This window comes from Pseudomonas sp. SAS7 (assembly GCF_052112345.1).
Taxonomy (GTDB): domain Bacteria; phylum Pseudomonadota; class Gammaproteobacteria; order Pseudomonadales; family Pseudomonadaceae; genus Aquipseudomonas; species Aquipseudomonas putida_Q.
The window spans coordinates 252,462-270,898 of the sequence record NZ_JBEGGO010000009.1; the positions used below are offsets into that span (position 1 = coordinate 252,462).

General features: G+C 63.8%; 16 protein-coding genes. 10 read left to right on the forward strand and 6 right to left on the reverse strand.

Annotation, left to right across the window (positions count from 1 at the left end):
- Position 1 precedes the first annotated feature (1 nt).
- The 6 genes from nhaB (at position 2) to ABI582_RS16810 (ending at position 4,928) form a co-directional block, all read left to right on the forward strand.
- Positions 2-1,504 (forward strand): sodium/proton antiporter NhaB, encoded by a 1,503-nt coding sequence (gene nhaB / locus ABI582_RS16785; RefSeq protein ID WP_442119742.1) that lies wholly within the window; start codon positions 2-4, stop codon positions 1,502-1,504.
- Between the two features lie 257 nt (positions 1,505-1,761).
- Entirely contained in the window at positions 1,762-2,385 is a 624-nt protein-coding gene (locus ABI582_RS16790; protein ID WP_016488140.1) for a dihydrofolate reductase family protein, read from the forward strand.
- A gap of 71 nt (positions 2,386-2,456) precedes the next feature.
- Positions 2,457-3,002 carry a lipocalin family protein gene (locus tag ABI582_RS16795; RefSeq protein ID WP_442119743.1) on the forward strand — a complete coding sequence of 182 codons (546 nt, stop codon included), beginning with the start codon at positions 2,457-2,459 and terminating at the stop codon, positions 3,000-3,002.
- A gap of 69 nt (positions 3,003-3,071) precedes the next feature.
- On the forward strand, positions 3,072-3,377 hold the full coding sequence (locus ABI582_RS16800) for an NIPSNAP family protein (RefSeq protein WP_016488142.1): 306 nt from the start codon (positions 3,072-3,074) through the stop codon (positions 3,375-3,377).
- Between the two features lie 16 nt (positions 3,378-3,393).
- A complete protein-coding gene (locus ABI582_RS16805; protein WP_442119744.1) occupies positions 3,394-4,353 on the forward strand; it encodes an MBL fold metallo-hydrolase in 960 nt (319 codons plus the stop codon).
- Positions 4,354-4,388: 35 nt separating this feature from the next.
- Positions 4,389-4,928 (forward strand): AAA family ATPase, encoded by a 540-nt coding sequence (locus ABI582_RS16810; RefSeq protein ID WP_197889425.1) that lies wholly within the window; start codon positions 4,389-4,391, stop codon positions 4,926-4,928.
- Between the two features lie 141 nt (positions 4,929-5,069).
- On the opposite strand, the gene ABI582_RS16815 is transcribed toward ABI582_RS16810, so the two are convergent.
- Complete coding sequence (locus ABI582_RS16815) at positions 5,070-6,353, reverse strand: Zn-dependent hydrolase (RefSeq protein WP_442119745.1); 1,284 nt, start codon at positions 6,351-6,353, stop codon at positions 5,070-5,072.
- A gap of 11 nt (positions 6,354-6,364) precedes the next feature.
- A complete protein-coding gene (locus tag ABI582_RS16820; protein ID WP_442119746.1) occupies positions 6,365-7,870 on the reverse strand; it encodes an NCS1 family nucleobase:cation symporter-1 in 1,506 nt (501 codons plus the stop codon).
- Between the two features lie 344 nt (positions 7,871-8,214).
- On the opposite strand from ABI582_RS16820, the gene hydA reads away from it, so the two are divergent.
- The 3 genes from hydA (at position 8,215) to preA (ending at position 12,462) form a co-directional block, all read left to right on the forward strand.
- On the forward strand, positions 8,215-9,654 hold the full coding sequence (gene hydA, locus ABI582_RS16825) for a dihydropyrimidinase (protein ID WP_442119747.1): 1,440 nt from the start codon (positions 8,215-8,217) through the stop codon (positions 9,652-9,654).
- Between the two features lie 165 nt (positions 9,655-9,819).
- The gene (locus ABI582_RS16830) at positions 9,820-11,187 is read left to right on the forward strand and encodes an NAD(P)-dependent oxidoreductase (protein ID WP_442119748.1); all 1,368 of its coding nucleotides are present in this window, start codon (positions 9,820-9,822) and stop codon (positions 11,185-11,187) included.
- Entirely contained in the window at positions 11,188-12,462 is a 1,275-nt protein-coding gene (preA, locus tag ABI582_RS16835) for an NAD-dependent dihydropyrimidine dehydrogenase subunit PreA (RefSeq protein ID WP_442119749.1), read from the forward strand.
- Positions 12,463-12,639: 177 nt separating this feature from the next.
- Here the strand turns inward: preA and ABI582_RS16840 are convergent, their stop codons facing one another.
- From ABI582_RS16840 to gnd, 4 genes are all read right to left on the reverse strand, one after another.
- Positions 12,640-13,260: a TetR/AcrR family transcriptional regulator gene (locus ABI582_RS16840; protein ID WP_026034333.1), complete on the reverse strand. Its 621-nt coding sequence runs from the start codon at positions 13,258-13,260 to the stop codon at positions 12,640-12,642.
- 258 nt (positions 13,261-13,518) lie between these two features.
- Complete coding sequence (locus ABI582_RS16845; protein WP_442119750.1) at positions 13,519-15,315, reverse strand: glycoside hydrolase family 15 protein; 1,797 nt, start codon at positions 15,313-15,315, stop codon at positions 13,519-13,521.
- A 144-nt stretch (positions 15,316-15,459) separates the two neighbouring features.
- Positions 15,460-16,965: a glucose-6-phosphate dehydrogenase gene (zwf, locus tag ABI582_RS16850; RefSeq protein ID WP_442119751.1), complete on the reverse strand. Its 1,506-nt coding sequence runs from the start codon at positions 16,963-16,965 to the stop codon at positions 15,460-15,462.
- Positions 16,962-17,981: a phosphogluconate dehydrogenase (NAD(+)-dependent, decarboxylating) gene (gnd, locus tag ABI582_RS16855; RefSeq protein ID WP_442119752.1), complete on the reverse strand. Its 1,020-nt coding sequence runs from the start codon at positions 17,979-17,981 to the stop codon at positions 16,962-16,964. Before gnd ends, zwf begins: the two co-directional genes overlap by 4 nt.
- Before the next feature lie 168 nt (positions 17,982-18,149).
- On the opposite strand from gnd, the gene ABI582_RS16860 reads away from it, so the two are divergent.
- Positions 18,150-18,317: a DUF6026 family protein gene (locus ABI582_RS16860; RefSeq protein ID WP_197899480.1), complete on the forward strand. Its 168-nt coding sequence runs from the start codon at positions 18,150-18,152 to the stop codon at positions 18,315-18,317.
- Positions 18,318-18,437: the final 120 nt, after the last annotated feature.

Consider the following 18,437-nt stretch of genomic DNA (forward strand, 5'->3'; position numbering starts at 1 on the left):
CATGTCACGCTCCCTGACCGGCGCCCTCGCCCACGGTTTTCTGGGCCAGTCGCCGCTTTGGTACAAGGCGGTCATCTGCCTGTTCCTGGTGCTCAACCCGCTGCTTCTGGTTACCGTTGGCCCGGTTGCAGCCGGCTGGGCGCTGGTGCTCGAATTCATTTTCACCCTGGGCATGGCGCTGAAGTGCTACCCACTGATGCCTGGCGGCCTGCTGCTGATCGAAGCCTTGCTGTTGCAGATGACCACGCCACAGGCGCTGTACGAGGAACTGCAACACAACTTCCCGGTGATCCTGCTGCTGATGTTCATGGTCGCCGGCATCCATTTCATGAAGGAGCTGCTGCTGTTCCTGTTTTCGCGCATTTTGCTCGGGGTGCGCTCGAAGGCAGTGCTGGCGTTGCTGTTCTGCGTGCTGTCGGCGTTTCTGTCGGCGTTTCTCGATGCGCTGACCGTGACGGCGGTGATCATCAGCGCTGCGGTCGGCTTCTACGCCGTGTACCACCGCGTCGCGTCCGGCGCCAACCCGCGCGAGGAAAGCGCCCTGGACAACGACCAGCAGATCGCCCACCTGCACCGCGAAGACCTCGACCAGTTCCGCGACTTCCTGCGTAGCCTGCTGATGCACGGCGCAGTGGGTACAGCCCTGGGTGGCGTGTGCACGCTGGTGGGCGAGCCACAGAACCTGCTGATCGGCCACGAGATGGGTTGGCACTTCGCCGACTTCTTCTTCAAGGTGGCACCTGTGTCGCTGCCAGTGCTGGGTGCCGGCCTGCTGACCTGTGTGCTGCTGGAAAAACTGCGCCTGTTCGGCTACGGCACCTTGATGCCCGAGCCGGTGCGCCAGGTGCTGGCCGCCTATGCGGCCGAAGACGACGCCGCACGTACCCAGGCCCAGCGCATCGCGCTGTGGGTGCAAGGGTTTGCGGCGCTGATATTGATCGTCTGCCTGGGGCTGCATGTGGCTGAAGTCGGCCTGATCGGCCTGATGGTGATCGTGCTGATCACGGCGTTTACCGGTATCACCGATGAACACCGGCTGGGCCGCGCCTTCCAGGACGCCATGCCATTCACCTCGTTGCTGGTGGTGTTCTTTGCCGTGGTCGCGGTGATTCACCAGCAGCAGCTGTTCAGCCCATTGATCAGCTGGGTGCTGACGCTGCCGGCCGAGCAGCAACCGGGCATGCTCTACCTGGCCAACGGTTTGCTGTCGGCAATCAGCGACAACGTGTTTGTCGCCACCATCTACATAACCGAAGTGAAGCAGGCGTTTCTCAATGGCGGCATGAGCCGCGAGCATTTCGAAACGCTGGCGGTGGCGATCAACACCGGCACCAACCTGCCCAGCGTGGCAACGCCGAATGGGCAGGCAGCGTTCCTGTTCCTGCTGACCTCGGCGATTGCGCCGCTGATCCGGCTGTCGTATGGGCGGATGGTGTGGATGGCCTTGCCCTATACCGTGGTGATGGGCGGGCTGGGATGGTGGGCGGTGACCTACTGGCTGTGACGTAAACCTGCACTGGCCCACCTGATCGGCTAATGCAGTCTCTTGTAGGAGCGGCCTTGTGTCGCGAACGGGCTGCGAAGCAGCCCCGGGATTTCAGCGCAAATGCACAAATTGCCGGGGCTGCTTCGCAGCCCGTTCGCGGCACAAGGCCGCTCCTACACAGGAACTGCATCACTTTCGAGGCCTGTGTCGATTCTGCCTGGTGCCATTCGACTACCCATGAAAGCAGCCACCGGGCTGCCAACAGGAGAGTCCCCATGCGCAAACTCATCGTAGCCGCCTTCATCAGCCTCGACGGCGTGATGCAAGCTCCCGGCGGCCCGCAGGAAGACACCAGCGGCGGTTTCGCCTACGGCGGCTGGATCGTGCCCTACGCCGAGGAAGTGTTTGGCCAGGCCATGCAGGCATTGTTCAGCCAGCCCTTTGAGCTGCTGCTGGGCCGGCGCACCTACGACATTTTTGCCGGCTATTGGCCAAACATCAAAGACAACGCCGAAGACTTCTCCATCGCCAACCTGTTCAACAGCGTGCCCAAACATGTGGCCACCCACACCCCTGCCACCCTCGACTGGCACAACAGCCACGCCCTCGGCGCGGACATCGCCGCTGCAGTACGCTCGCTCAAGCAACGGGACGGCGCCAACCTGCTGACCCAGGGCAGCGCCGAACTGGTGCAGCAACTGCTGGCGGCAGACCTGGTAGATGAACTGCAACTGCTGATCCACCCGCTGCTGCTCGGCCAAGGCAAACGCCTGTTCGGTCATGACGCAGCAGCAGCGGCCTTTACCTTGCAGCAGTCGCAAGTCTCGCCCAAGGGCGTGATCATCAGCCGCTACGTGCGCGCAGGCCAGGTGCAGACCGGTTCATTCGACACGGTGTAATCCCATACAACTTTTGCCCCGTGCAGGCATCGAAACACAGGAAGCCCCTATCCGCTCCAAGGAGGTCAACCATGGCGCTGCGCACTACACTGCTGCTTTCCTGCATGACCCTGGCGCTGCTCGGCTGCGCCGGCAACGATCAACCGACACCGCCGCGCACCCAGCAGGTCGACCTGCAACGCTACCAGGGCACCTGGTATGAACTGGGCCGGCTGCCGATGTTCTTCCAGCGCAACTGCGTGGAGTCCGAGGCGCACTATGGCCTGCGCCCGGATGGCCGGATCGACGTGACCAACCGCTGCAAGGAAAAGGACGGCCAGTGGAACGAAGCCAAGGGCATCGCCGAGGCCCAGCAGCCGGGCAGCACCGACAAGCTGTGGGTGCGCTTCGACAACTGGTTCAGCCGCCTGGCACCGGGCCTGACCAAGGGCGAGTACTGGGTGCTGTATCACGACAAGGATTACCGGGTGGCGCTGGTGGGCCACCCCAACCGCGAGTATCTGTGGCTGCTTTCACGCACGCCTGCGGTCACCGACCAGCAGCGCGAGCAACTGCTGACCATCGCCCGGGAGCAAGGTTATGACACCAGCAAGCTCATCTGGCGGCAGGGAGACTAGCAGGCCGTCGACGGCAGGCAGCAATGCGGCTAAGGTGTGCGCCCGTCATACCTCGAAGGAGCGAGCACATTGATCACCTGCCACGTCAAATACATCGTCGACCCTTACCAGCTGCCTGCGTTCGAGGCCTATTCACGCCAGTGGATAGGCCTCGTCACGCGCATGGGCGGCCAGCATCACGGCTACTTCCTGCCTGCTGAGGGCGCTAACAACATCGCGTACTGCCTGTTCAGCTTCCCCAGCCTGGCGGCCTACGAGCAGTACCGCAGACAGGCTGAAACCGACCCGGAATGCATCGCTGCAGTAGCCACAGCTACAGAGCAACGCTTCATCCTCAGCTACGAGCGCAGCTTCCTGAAACCGCTGCTGGGCTGAATCAAGGAGGTTGCACATGGACCTGCTGTTCCTCGGCACCTGCGCCGGGGTGCCCACCAAGGCACGCAATGTCAGCGCCACGGCGGTGATCGAAGCCAGTGGCAGCGGCTGGTACCTGGTCGACTGCGGCGAAGGCACCCAGCACCAGCTGCTGCGCACCCCGCTGTCGATCCGCGACCTGCGCGCCATTTTCATCACCCACGTGCACGGCGATCATTGCTTCGGCCTGCCCGGCCTGCTGGCCAGTGCCGGCATGAGCGGGCGTACGCAGCCGCTGGAACTGATCCTGCCCGCCGCGCTGCATGACTGGGTACGCCAGGGCCTGGCCGCCAGCGATACCTTCCTGCCGTTCGAACTGCGCCTGCTGGCCGTGGAAGATCTGGTCGAATGGCGCAACGATACTCTGCAGGTAACCACCGTTCAGCTGTCACACCGCGTTCCGAGCGTCGGGTTCATATTCACCGAACTCAACCCCGAACCGCGCCTGGACATCCCCCGCCTGGAAGCCGAAGGCATACCGCGTGGCCCGCTGTGGGGCGAGCTGGCCAGGGGTTTGACGGTGCAGCATGGCGAGCAGTTGCTGAACGGCAACGACTACCTGCGCCCTTCCCGGCCACCGCGGCGGGTGATCGTGTGCGGCGACAACGATACCCCCGAGCTGCTGGCCGACGCTGCCCAAGGCGCGGATGTGCTGGTGCACGAAGCCACGTTCACCCAGGCCGTGGTCGAACGCACCGGGGTCACCTTCGGCCATAGTACTGCAGCGGCGGTGGCGCGCTTTGCCGAAGCGGCGGGCGTGCGCAACCTGGTGCTGACGCATTTCAGCGCCCGCTACCAGAGCGACCCAAGGCGCAGCCCGAATATCGACAATGTGCGTGACGAAGCCCTCGCCCACTATAACGGGCACTTGACCCTGGCGCAGGACCTGCAGCGCTATCACCTTGGCCGGGATGGCTGTCTTGAGCTGACCGGATGAATTAACATGGCCGGTTTTTCCATAAGGACTTGGCCATGCAACGCATCGTGATTCTGGGCAACGCCGGCAGTGGCAAATCGACCCTGGCCCGGCAGATCGGCGCCCGCCTGGGGGCGTCGGTGGTACACCTCGACACGTTGTTCTGGGAGGCCGGTTGGGTAGAGCCGGATGCCGAGACCTTTCGCAACCGAGTACGCGATGCGGTTAGCGGGCAAGCGTGGGTATGCGAGGGCAACTACAGCCGCCGCACCTTCGACCTGCGCTTGCCACGGGCCGACCTGGTTATCTGGCTGGATACACCACGGTTGACATGCCTGAAGCGGGTCATCCTGCGCAGTGTGCTGAACAAGCCACGGCCAGACCTGCCGGCTGGGTGTACCGAGCGGCTGGACCGGGCGTTTCTGACCTTCCTGAAGTTTGTGTGGACGTTCGACCGGGGTTATCGGCCAGGTATCGAAGCCAACCGCCAGGCAATCGGCCCGCAGGTGCCGGTTGTGCATCTGCGTGGTGACCGGCAGATTGCGGCGTTTGTGGAAGGCCTCACACAACCAGCACCAGCAGCGCGGTCCCTGTAGGAGCGGCCTTGTGTCGCGATCGGGCTGCACAGCAGCCCCAGCGATATCAGCGTTTACTTCCAAACTCTGGGGCTGCTGCGCAGCCCGATCGCGACACAAGGCCGCTCCCACAAAAAGCGCGGTCGCCTGATGCCCGAGGTGCTAGGCCGCCAAGCGCCCGCTGGCAATCGCCTCCGACGCCGCCAGCATCGCCCGCAGCAACACTGCGCAGCCCGCCGCCAGGTCATCGGGCGTGGCGTTCTCGATTTCGTTGTGGCTGATGCCGTTTTCGCAGGGCACGAAAATCATCCCCGCTGGCCCTAGTTCGGCCAGGAAGATCGCGTCATGCCCCGCGCCACTGACAATGTCCATGTGCGGCAACCCCAGCGCCTGCGCCGAGGCGCGCACGGCATCGACACAGCCTTTGTCGAAGTACAACGCCGGGAAGTCGGCCGTAGGCACCAGTTCGTGGCTCAAGCCATGCTTGGCACAGGTTGCCTCGATCACCCCGCGCACCTCGGCGATCATCGCATTCAGTTGCTCGCCCTCCAAGTGGCGGAAGTCCAAGGTCATGCGCACCTCACCCGGGATCACGTTACGCGAGCCTGGATACGCCTGCAGGCAACCCACAGTGCCACAGGCATGGGGCTGGTGGCCGAGGGCGGTACGGTTGACCGCCTCCACCACGGCGGTAGCGCCGACCAGGGCGTCCTTGCGCAGGTGCATGGGTGTCGGCCCCGCGTGGGCTTCAACGCCGCGCAGGGTCAGGTCGAACCACTTCTGCCCCAGCGCCCCGAGCACCACGCCGATGGTCTTGGCCTGGTCCTCAAGGATCGGGCCCTGTTCGATATGGGCTTCGAAATAGGCCCCAACCGGATGGCCCAGCACCGCGCGGGTGCCGGCATAGCCGATAGCGTTCAAGGCTTCGCCCACGCTGACGCCCTGGGCATCACGCTTGGCCAGGGTTTCCTCCAGGGTGAACTTGCCGGCGAACACCCCTGAACCCATCATGCACGGTGCAAAGCGCGAGCCTTCTTCGTTGGTCCACACCACCACTTCCAGCGGCGCTTCGGTTTCCACACCCAAATCGTTCAGCGTACGGATCACCTCCAGCCCTGCCATCACCCCGAAGCAGCCATCGAACTTGCCGCCCGTGGGCTGGGTGTCGATATGGCTGCCCGTCATTACCGGGGGCAGCTTGGGGTTACGCCCAGGGCGGCGGGCGAAAATGTTGCCGACAGCGTCGATGCTGACCGTACAACCGGCAGCCTCGCACCACTGCACGAACAGGTCGCGGGCCTGGCGGTCTAGGTCGGTCAGGGCCAGGCGGCAGACGCCGCCCTTGGCGGTGGCACCGAGCCGGGCCAGGTCCATCAGCGATTGCCACAGGCGGTTGCTGTCGACATGCCGAGCGGTGGTCTTGAGGATCTCTTTGACTGGGGTCACGGGTTTCTCCTTCAGGCTTTTTTTGTTGTCGCTGCGGGCCGCTTCGCGGGCGAACCCGCGCCCACAGCCAAACTGGCGAAGACGTAGTACAGCGCGCCGCCCAGCAGCGAGCCGGTAAACCAGCCGTAGTCGTAGAACCAGCTGAAACTGCTGTTGCCAATCGCCATTACCGTCAGCGCCACCGGCAAGGCAAAGGCCGCAAACCCGGGCCAGTTCCACGCCGGGTACACGTCGTCGCGGTACAACCCGGCCAGGTCCAACTGCTGCCGACGGATCAGGAAGTAGTCCACCACCATGATCCCGGCAATCGGCCCGAGCAGGCTGGAATAGCCCAGCAGCCAGTTGGAATACACGCTCTCCAGGCTCAGGTCGGAAACGATCAGGCCCAGCTTCTTCAGCAGCTCATGGCCCATCAGCACCAGGCCGATAAAGCCGGTCAGCCATACCGCGCGGCTGCGCCCGATCAGGCGTGGGGCGATGTTCTGGAAGTCGTTGGTCGGCGACACGATGTTCGCCGCTGTGTTGGTCGACAGTGTGGCAATCACGATCAACGCCATGGCCAAGGCTACCCAGAACGGGCTGTGGATCCTGCCGATCAGGCTGACCGGGTCGGACACCGTCTCGCCCACCAGCGACGCCGAGGCGGCGGTCAGCACCACACCCAGCGAAGCGAACAGGAACATGGTCAGCGGCAGGCCGAAGATCTGCCCGAGAATCTGGTCCTTCTGGCTGCGGGCGTAGCGGCTGAAGTCGGGAATGTTCAGCGACAAGGTGGCCCAGAAGCCGACCATGGCCGTAAGCCCTGCGCAGAAGTAACCGACCACACTCGCCCCTTCCGGGCGCTTGGGTGGTTGCGCCAGCAGTTCGGTCATCGACATGTGTGGCAAGGCCCAGAACAGCAGGCCGACGCCCACCGCCACCAGCAGCGGTGCCGACAGCGTTTCCAGCCACTTGATCGACTCGGCGCCGCGCAGCACCACCCAAAGGTTCAGGCACCAGAAAATCATGAAACCAATCACCTCGCCCGTGCCGGCCAAGGCCTTCCAGCCATCGAACACCGAGCCAAGGAACAGGTGAATGGCCAGCCCGCCGAACATGGTCTGGATGCCAAACCAGCCACAGGCAACCACGGCGCGGATCAGGCACGGTACGTTGGAGCCGAGGATGCCGAACGACGAGCGCAGCAGCACCGGGAACGGGATGCCGTACTTGGTGCCGGGGAAAGCGTTGAGGGTAAGCGGGATCAGCACGATCACGTTGGCCAGCAGGATCGCCAGCAGCGCTTCGCCGACACTGAGGCCGAAGTAGGCGGTGAGCACGCCGCCCAGGGTGTAGGTGGGTACGCAGATGGACATGCCCACCCACAAGGCGGTGATGTGCCATTTGTTCCAGGTGCGCTGGTGCACCTTGGTCGGTGCGATGTCGTGGTTGTAGCGCGGGCTGTCGAGGACATCACTGCCCTCGGACAGCTCAAACAGGCCATCCTGCTCGACCACTTCCGATCTGCTCTGTTGCATGGGCCCTTCTCCAGATTTTCTTGTAGTTGTTTGCTCATCGGGCTAATTCGATGGCCGGAGTACACACGCGTATTTGTGCTTAGAAATCTTGACCAGAATTCCATCTTGTCAAGTCAGTCAACAACCCATGAAAGGCCCGAAGTCAGCGGGTCTTTAAAAATTAATCCTTAAATATCAGATAGTTAAAAACCATAAAATTTATAGGAAAATTTTCTTGAAGATTCACGGATCAGCATCTAGCCTCGAATCTTGTCAGGCCTGACAGGATTAACCGCCCTGCCCGTCCTGCACCCGAGACAATTCCAAGAACCGGCCAAGACCGGTCAGCCTGCGAGGAAAACGGCATGTCCCTGTTGATCCGTGGCGCCACCGTGGTTACCCACGAAGAGAGTTACCCCGCCGATGTCCTGTGTGCCGATGGCCTGATTCGGGCCATCGGGCAAAACCTTGAACCGCCCACCGACTGCGAGATCCTCGACGGCAGCGGCCAGTACCTGATGCCCGGCGGCATCGACCCACATACCCACATGCAGTTGCCATTCATGGGCACGGTGGCCAGCGAGGATTTCTTCAGCGGCACCGCTGCGGGCCTGGCCGGCGGCACCACGTCGATCATCGACTTCGTCATCCCCAACCCGCAGCAGTCGCTGCTGGAGGCCTTCCACACCTGGCGCGGCTGGGCGCAAAAGAGCGCCAGCGACTACGGCTTCCATGTGGCCATCACCTGGTGGAGCGAGCAGGTAGCTGAGGAGATGGGCGAACTGGTTACCAGGCATGGGGTGAACAGCTTCAAGCACTTCATGGCCTACAAGAACGCGATCATGGCCGCCGACGACACCTTGGTGGCCAGCTTCGAGCGCTGCCTGCAACTGGGCGCGGTGCCCACCGTGCATGCCGAGAACGGCGAGCTGGTTTACCACCTGCAGAAAAAACTGCTGGCCCAGGGCCTGACCGGGCCAGAGGCACACCCGCTTTCGCGCCCTTCGCAAGTGGAAGGTGAAGCCGCCAGCCGCGCCATCCGCATTGCCGAAACCATTGGTACGCCGCTGTATGTTGTGCACATTTCCAGCCGTGAAGCGCTGGATGAAATCACCTATGCGCGCGCCAAGGGCCAGCCGGTGTACGGCGAAGTCCTGCCCGGCCACCTGCTGCTGGACGACAGCGTCTACCGTGACCCGGAGTGGGCCACTGCCGCCGGCTACGTGATGAGCCCGCCCTTCCGCCCGCGTGAGCACCAGGAAGCGCTGTGGCGCGGCCTGCAATCGGGCAACCTGCACACCACGGCCACCGACCACTGCTGCTTCTGCGCCGAGCAGAAAGCCATGGGCCGCGACGACTTCAGCCGCATCCCCAACGGCACTGCCGGCATCGAAGACCGCATGGCGGTGCTGTGGGATGCCGGGGTCAACAGCGGGCGCCTGTCGATGCATGAGTTCGTGGCGCTGACCTCAACCAACACGGCAAAAATCTTCAATTTGTTCCCGCGCAAGGGCGCCATCCGCGTGGGTGCCGACGCCGACCTGGTGCTGTGGGACCCGCAAGGCACCCGCACCATCTCGGCCCAGACCCACCACCAGCGGGTGGACTTCAATATCTTCGAAGGCCGCACGGTGCGCGGCATCCCCAGCCACACCATCAGCCAGGGCAAGGTGCTCTGGGCCGATGGCGACCTGCGCGCCGAGGCCGGTGCGGGGCGGTATGTGGAACGGCCGGCGTATCCGTCGGTGTACGAGGTGCTGGGGCGACGCGCCGATCAGCAGCGCCCGACGCCCGTTCAGCGCTAAGGCCATTGGGGCTGCTGCGCAGCCCATCGCCGACAAGCCAGCTCCCACCTCGACCGCTCAGCTCTCAAGGCCTGTGGGATTCCTGTGGGAGCTGGCTTGCCGGCGATTGGGGCGCACAGCGCCCCCCGTTTCAAGCCAAATATAATAAAGAGAGAGGCTACAACCGTGATCGACGCCCTGAACCACTTGCCGCGCCCCCGGGCCGGTGCCGACCAGTTGGCCGAGCGCTTCAGCGACCTGGCCCCACCCCTCACCGCCCGCCAGGCCGCCGTCGAAAGCGCGCGCTGCCTGTACTGCTACGACGCCCCCTGCGTCAACGCGTGCCCCAGCGACATCGACATCCCGTCATTCATCCACCGCATCAGCGACGAAAACCTGCAAGGCGCCGCCGAGCGCATCCTCTCGGCCAACATCCTGGGAGGCAGCTGCGCCCGCGTCTGCCCCACCGAAATCCTCTGCCAGCAAGCCTGCGTGCGCAACAACGCGCAGGAATGTGCACCGGTACTGATCGGCCAGTTGCAGCGCTACGCCCTGGACAACGCCCACTTCACCGAGCACCCGTTCAAGCGCTCACCGGCTACCGGCAAGCGTATCGCCGTGGTGGGTGCCGGCCCTGCCGGGCTGTCCTGCGCGCACCGGCTGGCCATGCACGGGCATGACGTGGTGGTGTTCGAGGCCTGCGGCAAGGCCGGCGGCCTTAACGAGTACGGCATCGCCCGCTACAAGCTGGTCGACGACTACGCCCAGCGTGAAGTGGAGTTCCTGCTGGGCATTGGCGGCATCGAAGTACGCCATGGCCAGCGCCTGGGCGGCAACCTCAGCCTGGGCGAACTGCGCGATCAGTACGACGCGGTGTTCCTCGGCCTGGGTCTGAACGCCGTACGCCAACTGGGCCTGCCCGATGAAGAAGCCCCTGGCGTGCTCGCCGCTACCGAATACATCCGCGAGTTGCGCCAGGCCGATGACCTGAGCCAGCTACCCTTGGCCGACCGCTGCCTGGTGATCGGTGCTGGCAATACCGCTATCGACATGGCCGTGCAGATGAGCCGCCTGGGGGCCCGCGACGTCAACCTGGTGTACCGCCGTGGCCACGCCGACATGGGCGCCACCGGCCACGAGCAGGACATCGCCAAGGCCAACCAGGTGCGCCTGCACACCTGGGCCCGCCCCGACGCCGTGCTGCTGAACGACGCCGGCAAGGTGCGCGGCATGCGCTTTGCCCGCACCGAACTGGCGGACGGCCGCCTGCGCGACACCGGCGAAACCTTCGAGCTGGCCGCCGATGCAATCTTCAAGGCCATCGGCCAGCGCTTCGACGATGCCTGCCTCATCGACCCGGTGGCCGCGCAACTGGCCCGCGAGGGTGAGCGCATTCGCGTTGACCAAACCCTGCAGACCAGCCTGCCGGGCGTGTATGCCGGCGGCGACTGCACCGCCCTGGGCCAGGACCTTACCGTCCAGGCCGTGCAGCACGGCAAGCTGGCCGCCGAAGCCATCCATGCCCAACTCATGCTCAACGTGGAGGCAGCGTAAATGGCCGACTTGTCTATCGTATTTGCCGGCATCAAGGCACCCAACCCGTTCTGGCTGGCGTCCGCACCGCCAACCGACAAGGCCTACAACGTGGTCCGCGCCTTCGAGGCCGGTTGGGGCGGCGTGGTCTGGAAAACCCTGGGCGAGGATCCGGCGGCGGTCAACGTGTCGTCGCGCTATTCAGCGCACTACGGCGCCAACCGCCTGGTGCAGGGCATCAACAACATCGAGCTGATAACCGACCGTTCGCTGGAAATCAACCTGCGCGAAATCACCCAGGTGAAGAAAGACTGGCCCGACCGAGCCTTGATTGTGTCGCTGATGGTGCCGTGCGTGGAGGACTCGTGGAAGTTCATCCTGCCGCTGGTGGAGGCCACCGGTGCCGATGGCATCGAGCTGAACTTCGGCTGCCCGCACGGCATGCCGGAGCGTGGCATGGGTGCGGCAGTCGGCCAGGTGCCGGAATACGTGGAGCTGGTCACCCGCTGGTGCAAGACGTACTGCTCGCTGCCGGTGATCGTCAAGCTCACGCCGAACATCACCGACATCCGCCAGTCGGCTCGCGCTGCGCACCGCGGCGGGGCCGATGCGGTGTCGTTGATCAACACCATCAACTCCATCACCAGCGTCGACCTGGACCGCATGGTCGCCCACCCCATCGTCGGTGACCAGAGCACCCATGGCGGTTATTGCGGCTCGGCAGTGAAGCCGATTGCCCTGAACATGGTGGCAGAAATTGCCCGCGACCCGGAAACGCACGGCTTGCCGATCTGCGGCATTGGCGGCATCGGCAACTGGCGTGATGCGGCAGAGTTCATGGCCCTGGGCAGTGGCGCTGTGCAGGTGTGCACGGCGGCGATGCTGCACGGGTTCCGTATTGTCGAGGACATGAAGGACGGCCTGGCGCGCTGGATGGACCAGCATGGGCATCGCACTATCGAGGCGTTCCGTGGGCAGGCGGTGGGGCATACCACCGACTGGAAGTACCTGGACATCAACTACAAATCGGTGGCGCACATCGACCAGGAGGCCTGCATTGGCTGCGGGCGCTGCCACATCGCCTGTGAGGACACCTCGCACCAGGCCATTGCCAGCACGCTGAAGGCAGACGGCACGCACGCCTATAGTGTGATCGAAGAGGAATGCGTGGGCTGCAACCTGTGCCAGATCACCTGCCCGGTCGAAGACTGCATCGAGATGCAGGCGCAGGATACCGGCAAGCCGTACCTGAACTGGACGCAGGACCCGCGTAACCCCTACCGCGAGGCCAGTTGAGGTAGACCACTGCCTGAACCAGCAACGCGATCGGTGTAGGAGCGGCCTTGTGCCGCGATGGGGCGCGAAGCGGCCCCGGGGTTTCAGCTTCGCCGCCGAAATTGCCGGGGCCGCTTCGCGCCCCATCGCGGCACAAGGCCGCTCCTACAATGGACCGCGTCAGGCTGGAACCTCGGTTCAAGGCTCCAGCCCGATCCCCCGCAAGATCACGCTGGTCACCGTTTGCACCGCACTCTCGAACGCCATGTCCGACAGCATCTCGCCGCCATTGAGCAACTGCACCTGGTAACCAAAGTCGGCATAGTGCTGGGTAGACGCCCAGATCATGTACAGCAACGCCGACGGCTCTACCGGCAGAATACGCCCCTCCTCCACCCAACGGCGGATCTTGGCTTCCTTCAATTTCGCCCAGGGCACCAGGCTGTCATCCAGGTTCACCCCCAGCACCGGCGCCCCGTGCAGCATCTCTTCGGCCCAGATCTTCGAGCCCAGCGGCCGCGAGCGCGAGTGGCCCATCTTGGCCCTGATGTAGCTGGTCAGTACCACGCGCGGGTCGTCGAAGTTCTCGAAGCACAGTGCGTCCTGCTTCCACACATCCAGCAGGTCCTGCAGCACCGCACGGAACAGCTCGTCCTTGGTGCTGAAGTAGTAATGCAGGTTGGAGCGCGGCAATTCAGCCTGCTCGGCGATATCACCCATGGACGTGGCGCCGTAGCCTTTCTCGGCGAACACCTTTTCCGCCGCCTGCAAGATTTTCTCGATATTGCGGCGGCGGATTTCGATCTTGTGGTTGGCCATCAGGCTTGGGCCGCCCACACCGCCAAGCCACCGGTCAGCCGGCCGTCACTGAACTCGATGTTGTCGATCTGCCGGTCAGTACAGCGAATGCCCATGTGTGCTCCGTGCCGAAGGGGTTTGGCCTAGTCTACTCCGGTCGCTCCACACTTTTATATCAGCCGGCCTGAAACAACCGGGTAACCAAAGGCTTGCCGCTCCCACAGGATCTCTTGTGTTGGAGATTTGAGTAAGGCGGTTGGCAGTTGCTCCACTCATTTACTACCCGCACCTCGCCCGATCACGCACCGGGCACTGTGCGCGATGAAGATTGAGTGCGGTGTTGATGATGCCGATATGGCTGAAGGCCTGGGGGAAGTTGCCGAGCATGCGCTGGCCGGCCGGGTCGTATTGCTCGGCCAGCAGGCCGAGGTCGTTGCTCAGGCCGGTCAGGTGCTGGTACAGCGCTTCGGCTTCAGCCTGGCGGCCCAGCAAAACATAAACGTCTGCCAGCCAGAACGAACACACCAGGAAGGTGCCCTCCCCCGGCGTCAGGCCGTCGCTGCAGCTGTCGCTGTCGTAGCGCATCAGCAGGCCGTTCTTCAGCAGGCGCTGTTCGATCTGCTCCAGCGTGCGCAAGAAGCGTGGGTCATCCGCCGGCAGGAAGCCGGTCAGGGCGACTTGCAGCAGGCTGGCGTCCATTTCGGTCGAGCCATAGGCCTGGACGAAAAAGCGGCCGCTGGCGTCCAGGCCGTGCTCGCACACTTCGCGGTGAATCTCGTCAGCCACCTGGCGGTAATGGTCCCCGCGCTCGCGGCCTTCTTCAGTGGTGTCGGCCAACCCCGCAGCACGGTCAAAGGCGACCCAGGCCATGACCTTGGAGTGCACGAACTGCTGCCGGCCGCCGCGCACTTCCCAGATGCCTTCGTCCGGCTCGCGCCAGATGCCTTCGACGTAAGGCATTATCAGGCGGGAGATGGCGGCGCTGCGTGGGTGGCGCGGCAAGCCGCCCTTGATCGCCTGCGACATGGCATCGGCCAGTTCGCCATAGATATCCAGCTGCATCTGCTGCGACGCGGCATTGCCTACCCGCACGGGTTGCGAATGCTCGTAACCGGCCAGCCATGGCAAGGTGTATTCCTGCAGGTCGCGCTCCCCGGCCAGGCCATACATGATCTGCATCTGCTCGGGATTGCCGGCCACTGAGCGCAGTAGCCATTCACGCCAGGCCTGGGCCTCGTCGAAGTAGCCGAGGTTCATGAACGCCAGCAGGGTCATGGTGGCGTCGCGCAGCCAGCAGAAGCGGTAGTCCCAGTTGCGCTCCCCACCCACACGCTCGGGCAGCGAGGTGGTGACGGCGGCGACGATGCCACCCGTGGGGGCATAGGTCATGGCCTTCAGGGTGAGCAACGAGCGGCGCACCAGGGCGGTGTATGGCCCTACCTGCGGGCAGCGGGCGGCGAAGGCCTGCCACTGCTCGACGGTTTGAGCAAAAGCCTGGTCGATATCGCAGTCGGGCTGCACTGGCAGGTGCGAGGGTTGGTGACGCAGGCTGAAGATTTGACGCTCGCCCGTGCCAACACGAAAGCGCGCGACGGTATGGTGGTCGAGTGCATGCGGGGGGACGGTGCTGCACAGGATCAGCCGGTCAGGGCCGGCAACGGCGCTGAGGGTCAGTGGGGCGAGCCGTTCCACCCATGGCACACTGCGACCGTAGTCGAAGCGCATGACCAGGTCCATTTCAAAATTGGTTTCGCCACTGAGACCCTCGACGATCCGTACCACCGAATTGACGTCGCCCAGTGGCATGAAGTCGAGCACCCGGGCACGGCCGGTGGCAGTGACCCAGGTGGTTTCCAGCACGAGGGTGTCGTCCAGGTATTGGCGGCAGCTGTGCTCGACCGGGTCGCAGGGGGCCACGCGCCAGCGACCGTTTTCTTCGTTGCCCAGCAGTGCGGCGAATACGGCGGGGGCGTCGAAACGGGGCAGGCACAGCCAGTCAAGCGAGCCATCGCGGCTGACCAGAGCGGCGCTGCGGCAGTTGCCCAGCAGGGCGTAATCTTCGATATGGGCGGGCATTAAGTCTCCTTGATGTGATCGCCAGTGCCGGCCTCTTCGCGGGTGAACCCGCTCCCACAGGTATCACATCGGGCCTGAGGGAAGTGATAACCCTGTGGGAGCGGCTTTAGCCGCGAAAGGGCCGGCACAGGCTTTACAAAAGCATCAGCCCAAGCGGTGCCACTCGCGCTTGTCGCGGGTCAGCAATTCATTGCCAGCGTCAGGCCCGTCTTCACCGGCCGGGTACTGATGCACCTCGCCATCCTGGGCCCAGGCATCGAGAAACGGCTGCACCGCCCGCCAGCCGTTCTCGATGTTGTCAGCCCGCTGGAACAGGGTCTGGTCACCGGTCAGGCAGTCGTAGATCAGCGTCTCGTAGCCAGTGGCCGGGGTCATCTTGAAGAAGTCCTTGTAGGCAAAGCCCATCTCGACGTTCTCCATCACCAGCTCCGGCCCTGGCCGTTTGGCCTGCAGGTCGAACCACATGCCTTCGTTGGGCTGAATCTGGATTTTCAGGTAGTTGGGCTTGGGCCGCTCCAGCTCCGACTCGCGAAACTGCGCATACGGCGCGGGCTTGAAGCAGATGGCAATTTCGGTGTCGCGCACGCTCATGCGCTTGCCGGTGCGCAAGTAAAACGGCACGCCGGCCCAGCGCCAGTTGTCGATCATCACCTTCAGCGCCACGTAGGTTTCGGTCTGGCTGTCAGGCGCGACGTTGGGCTCCTGCCGGTAACCGGGCAGCTGCTTGCGCCCCTGCTTGCCGGCACTGTACTGGCCACGCACCGAGTTCTTCAGGGCCATTTTCGCCGACCATGGGCGAATAGCACCGACCACCTTGGCCTTTTCACCGCGCACCGCGTCGGCGCCGAACGCGGCCGGCGGCTCCATCGCCACCATCGCCAGCAACTGGAACAGGTGGTTGGGGACCATGTCGCGCAGGGCCCCGGTGCTGTCGTAGAACGCACCACGGGTTTCAACGCCGACCGTTTCCGCAGCGGTGATCTGCACGTGGTCGATGTAGTGATTGTTCCAGAACGATTCGAACAGGCCGTTGGAGAAGCGGCTGACCAGAATATTCTGCACCGTCTCTTTGCCTAGGTAATGGTCGATGCGGTAGATCTGCCGTTCGCCCATCACCTTCAGCAGGCAGGCGTTGAGCGCCTCGGCGCTGGCAAGATCAGTACCGAATGGCTTCTCGACCACTACACGGCGAAAGCCGCCGGCAGACTCGTCGAGCAAGCCGGCCTGGCCCAGGCGCTGCGCCACTTCGGGGAAGAAGCGCGGCGAGGTGGCCAAGTAGAAAATGGCGTTGCCATGGCTGGTTTTCTCGATACGCCTGGCGAGGGCCTGGTAAGTGGCCGGGTCGAGGAAATCGCCCGTCTGGTAATCCAGGCGCTTGGCCAAGCGTGCCCAGAGCTCTTCGTCCAGGCACTTGGTGCTGCCCTCGCCGCCTTTGTCCCGCTCGAGCATGAACGCATGCAGCCGCTCTGCAAATTCCTCGGCGCTGGCCGGGTTGTGGTCGACGCCAACGATGCGCAGGTTGCGGTCCAGCAAACCGTCGCGGCTGAGGTTGTACAGCGCCGGCATCAGCAGGCGCTTGACCAGGTCGCCGTTGGCGCCAAACAGGAACAGGGTACAAGGGGGAGCGGCTGGAATGGTCTGTTTAGTCATTCGCCTTTCTTCTCGACGTGGCCACCGAAGCCCAGGCGCATGGCCGAGAGGATCTTGTCACCATACGTACCTTGCTGCTGGCGCGAGCGGAAGCGCGCGAACAGTGCGCTGGACAGCACCGGCACCGGCACCGCCTGCTCGACGGCGGCGTCGATGGTCCAGCGGCCTTCGCCACTGTCGGATACCGAGCCACTGAACTGCGACAGCTGTGGGTCGGCCACCAGCGCATCGGCGGTGAGGTCGAGCAGCCATGAGGTCACCACGCTGCCACGCCGCCACACTTCGGCGATCTCGGCCACGTTCAAGTCAAAACGCTGGTCTTCGGGTAGCTCGTTGCCGCCTTTGCTGCGCAGCAGGTCGAAGCCTTCGGCATAGGCCTGCATCAGGCCGTACTCGATGCCGTTGTGCACCATTTTCACGTAGTGCCCGGCCCCGGGTGGGCCGGCGTGAATGTAGCCATGCTCGGCGCGCTGGTGCTCGCCGCCGCGGCCATGGGTACGCGGGATGTCCCCCACGCCCGGCGCCAGCGCCTTGAACAGAGGTTCCAGGCGCTCGAACACGTCCTTTTCGCCGCCGATCATCATGCAGTAGCCACGCTCCAGGCCCCACACGCCGCCAGAGGTGCCGACGTCCAGGTAATGCAGGCCGCGTTTTGCCAGCTCCGCGGCGCGGCGCATGTCGTCCTTGTAGAAGGTGTTGCCGCCGTCGATGATCGCATCGCCCGGCTCCAGCAGCTCGGCTAGCTGCGCGATGGTCTGCTCGGTGGGCTCACCGGCCGGCAGCATTACCCACACTGCGCGCGGCGCTTTGAGCTTTTGTACCAGCGCACCAAGGTCGTGCGCGCCTTGGGCGCCCTCGCCCTCCAGCCCGGTAATGGCCTCACGGTTGCGGTCGTGCACCACGGTGCGGTGGCCGGCGCGCATCAGGCGCCTTGCGATATTGCCGCCCATGCGGCCCAGCCCGACGATTCCCAATTGCATGAGCCGATGCTCCCCTTTCGAAATGGATGACAACACAGTCCAGGTTTTCAGATTAGTCCAGCATGCCGCCCGAGGGTTCAGCGACGAACGGCAAGACCACGATAAACAAAAAAGTTCCCAAGGCCTGCGAAAGAATTCAAAATGCGCCCCGCGTGAAGCGTCTACGCTTTGACTTGTCACCAGCCAAAACCGCGAGGTGTGCTCATGGGTACCTTGATGCCTGCAACCCCAACCCAGACCCTCTATGTCTCCGTGCGCCGTGATGAGCTGCGTAAACTGAAAGACGAACGTGACCAACTGCGCCAACAGGTCGCCCAGTTGAACCTGCTGCTGGCGCAACAGCGCGCTGGCGACACGGCTACAAGCCTCTAGTTTTTCTTCCTCTTGTGGGGGCTGCCTTGCTCCCACTCGCCGCCTTTAAAGCCACCCATTCAATTTTGTTGCGCACCATAAAGGTGCGTTACGGGTGGCAAGCCACATTTTGGCCCACCT

Excerpts from the sequence above, each read along its gene's own strand:
- nhaB (WP_442119742.1), top strand. The coding sequence starts at position 2 with ATGTCACGCTCCCTGACCGGCGCCCTCGCCCACGGTTTTCTGGGCCAG.
- ABI582_RS16790 (WP_016488140.1), top strand. The coding sequence starts at position 1,762 with ATGCGCAAACTCATCGTAGCCGCCTTCATCAGCCTCGACGGCGTGATG.
- ABI582_RS16795 (WP_442119743.1), top strand. The coding sequence starts at position 2,457 with ATGGCGCTGCGCACTACACTGCTGCTTTCCTGCATGACCCTGGCGCTG.
- ABI582_RS16805 (WP_442119744.1), top strand. The coding sequence starts at position 3,394 with ATGGACCTGCTGTTCCTCGGCACCTGCGCCGGGGTGCCCACCAAGGCA.
- ABI582_RS16810 (WP_197889425.1), top strand. The coding sequence starts at position 4,389 with ATGCAACGCATCGTGATTCTGGGCAACGCCGGCAGTGGCAAATCGACC.
- ABI582_RS16820 (WP_442119746.1), bottom strand. The coding sequence starts at position 7,870 with ATGCAACAGAGCAGATCGGAAGTGGTCGAGCAGGATGGCCTGTTTGAG.
- hydA (WP_442119747.1), top strand. The coding sequence starts at position 8,215 with ATGTCCCTGTTGATCCGTGGCGCCACCGTGGTTACCCACGAAGAGAGT.
- preA (WP_442119749.1), top strand. The coding sequence starts at position 11,188 with ATGGCCGACTTGTCTATCGTATTTGCCGGCATCAAGGCACCCAACCCG.
- ABI582_RS16840 (WP_026034333.1), bottom strand. The coding sequence starts at position 13,260 with ATGGCCAACCACAAGATCGAAATCCGCCGCCGCAATATCGAGAAAATC.
- ABI582_RS16845 (WP_442119750.1), bottom strand. The coding sequence starts at position 15,315 with ATGCCCGCCCATATCGAAGATTACGCCCTGCTGGGCAACTGCCGCAGC.
- zwf (WP_442119751.1), bottom strand. The coding sequence starts at position 16,965 with ATGACTAAACAGACCATTCCAGCCGCTCCCCCTTGTACCCTGTTCCTG.
- ABI582_RS16860 (WP_197899480.1), top strand. The coding sequence starts at position 18,150 with ATGGGTACCTTGATGCCTGCAACCCCAACCCAGACCCTCTATGTCTCC.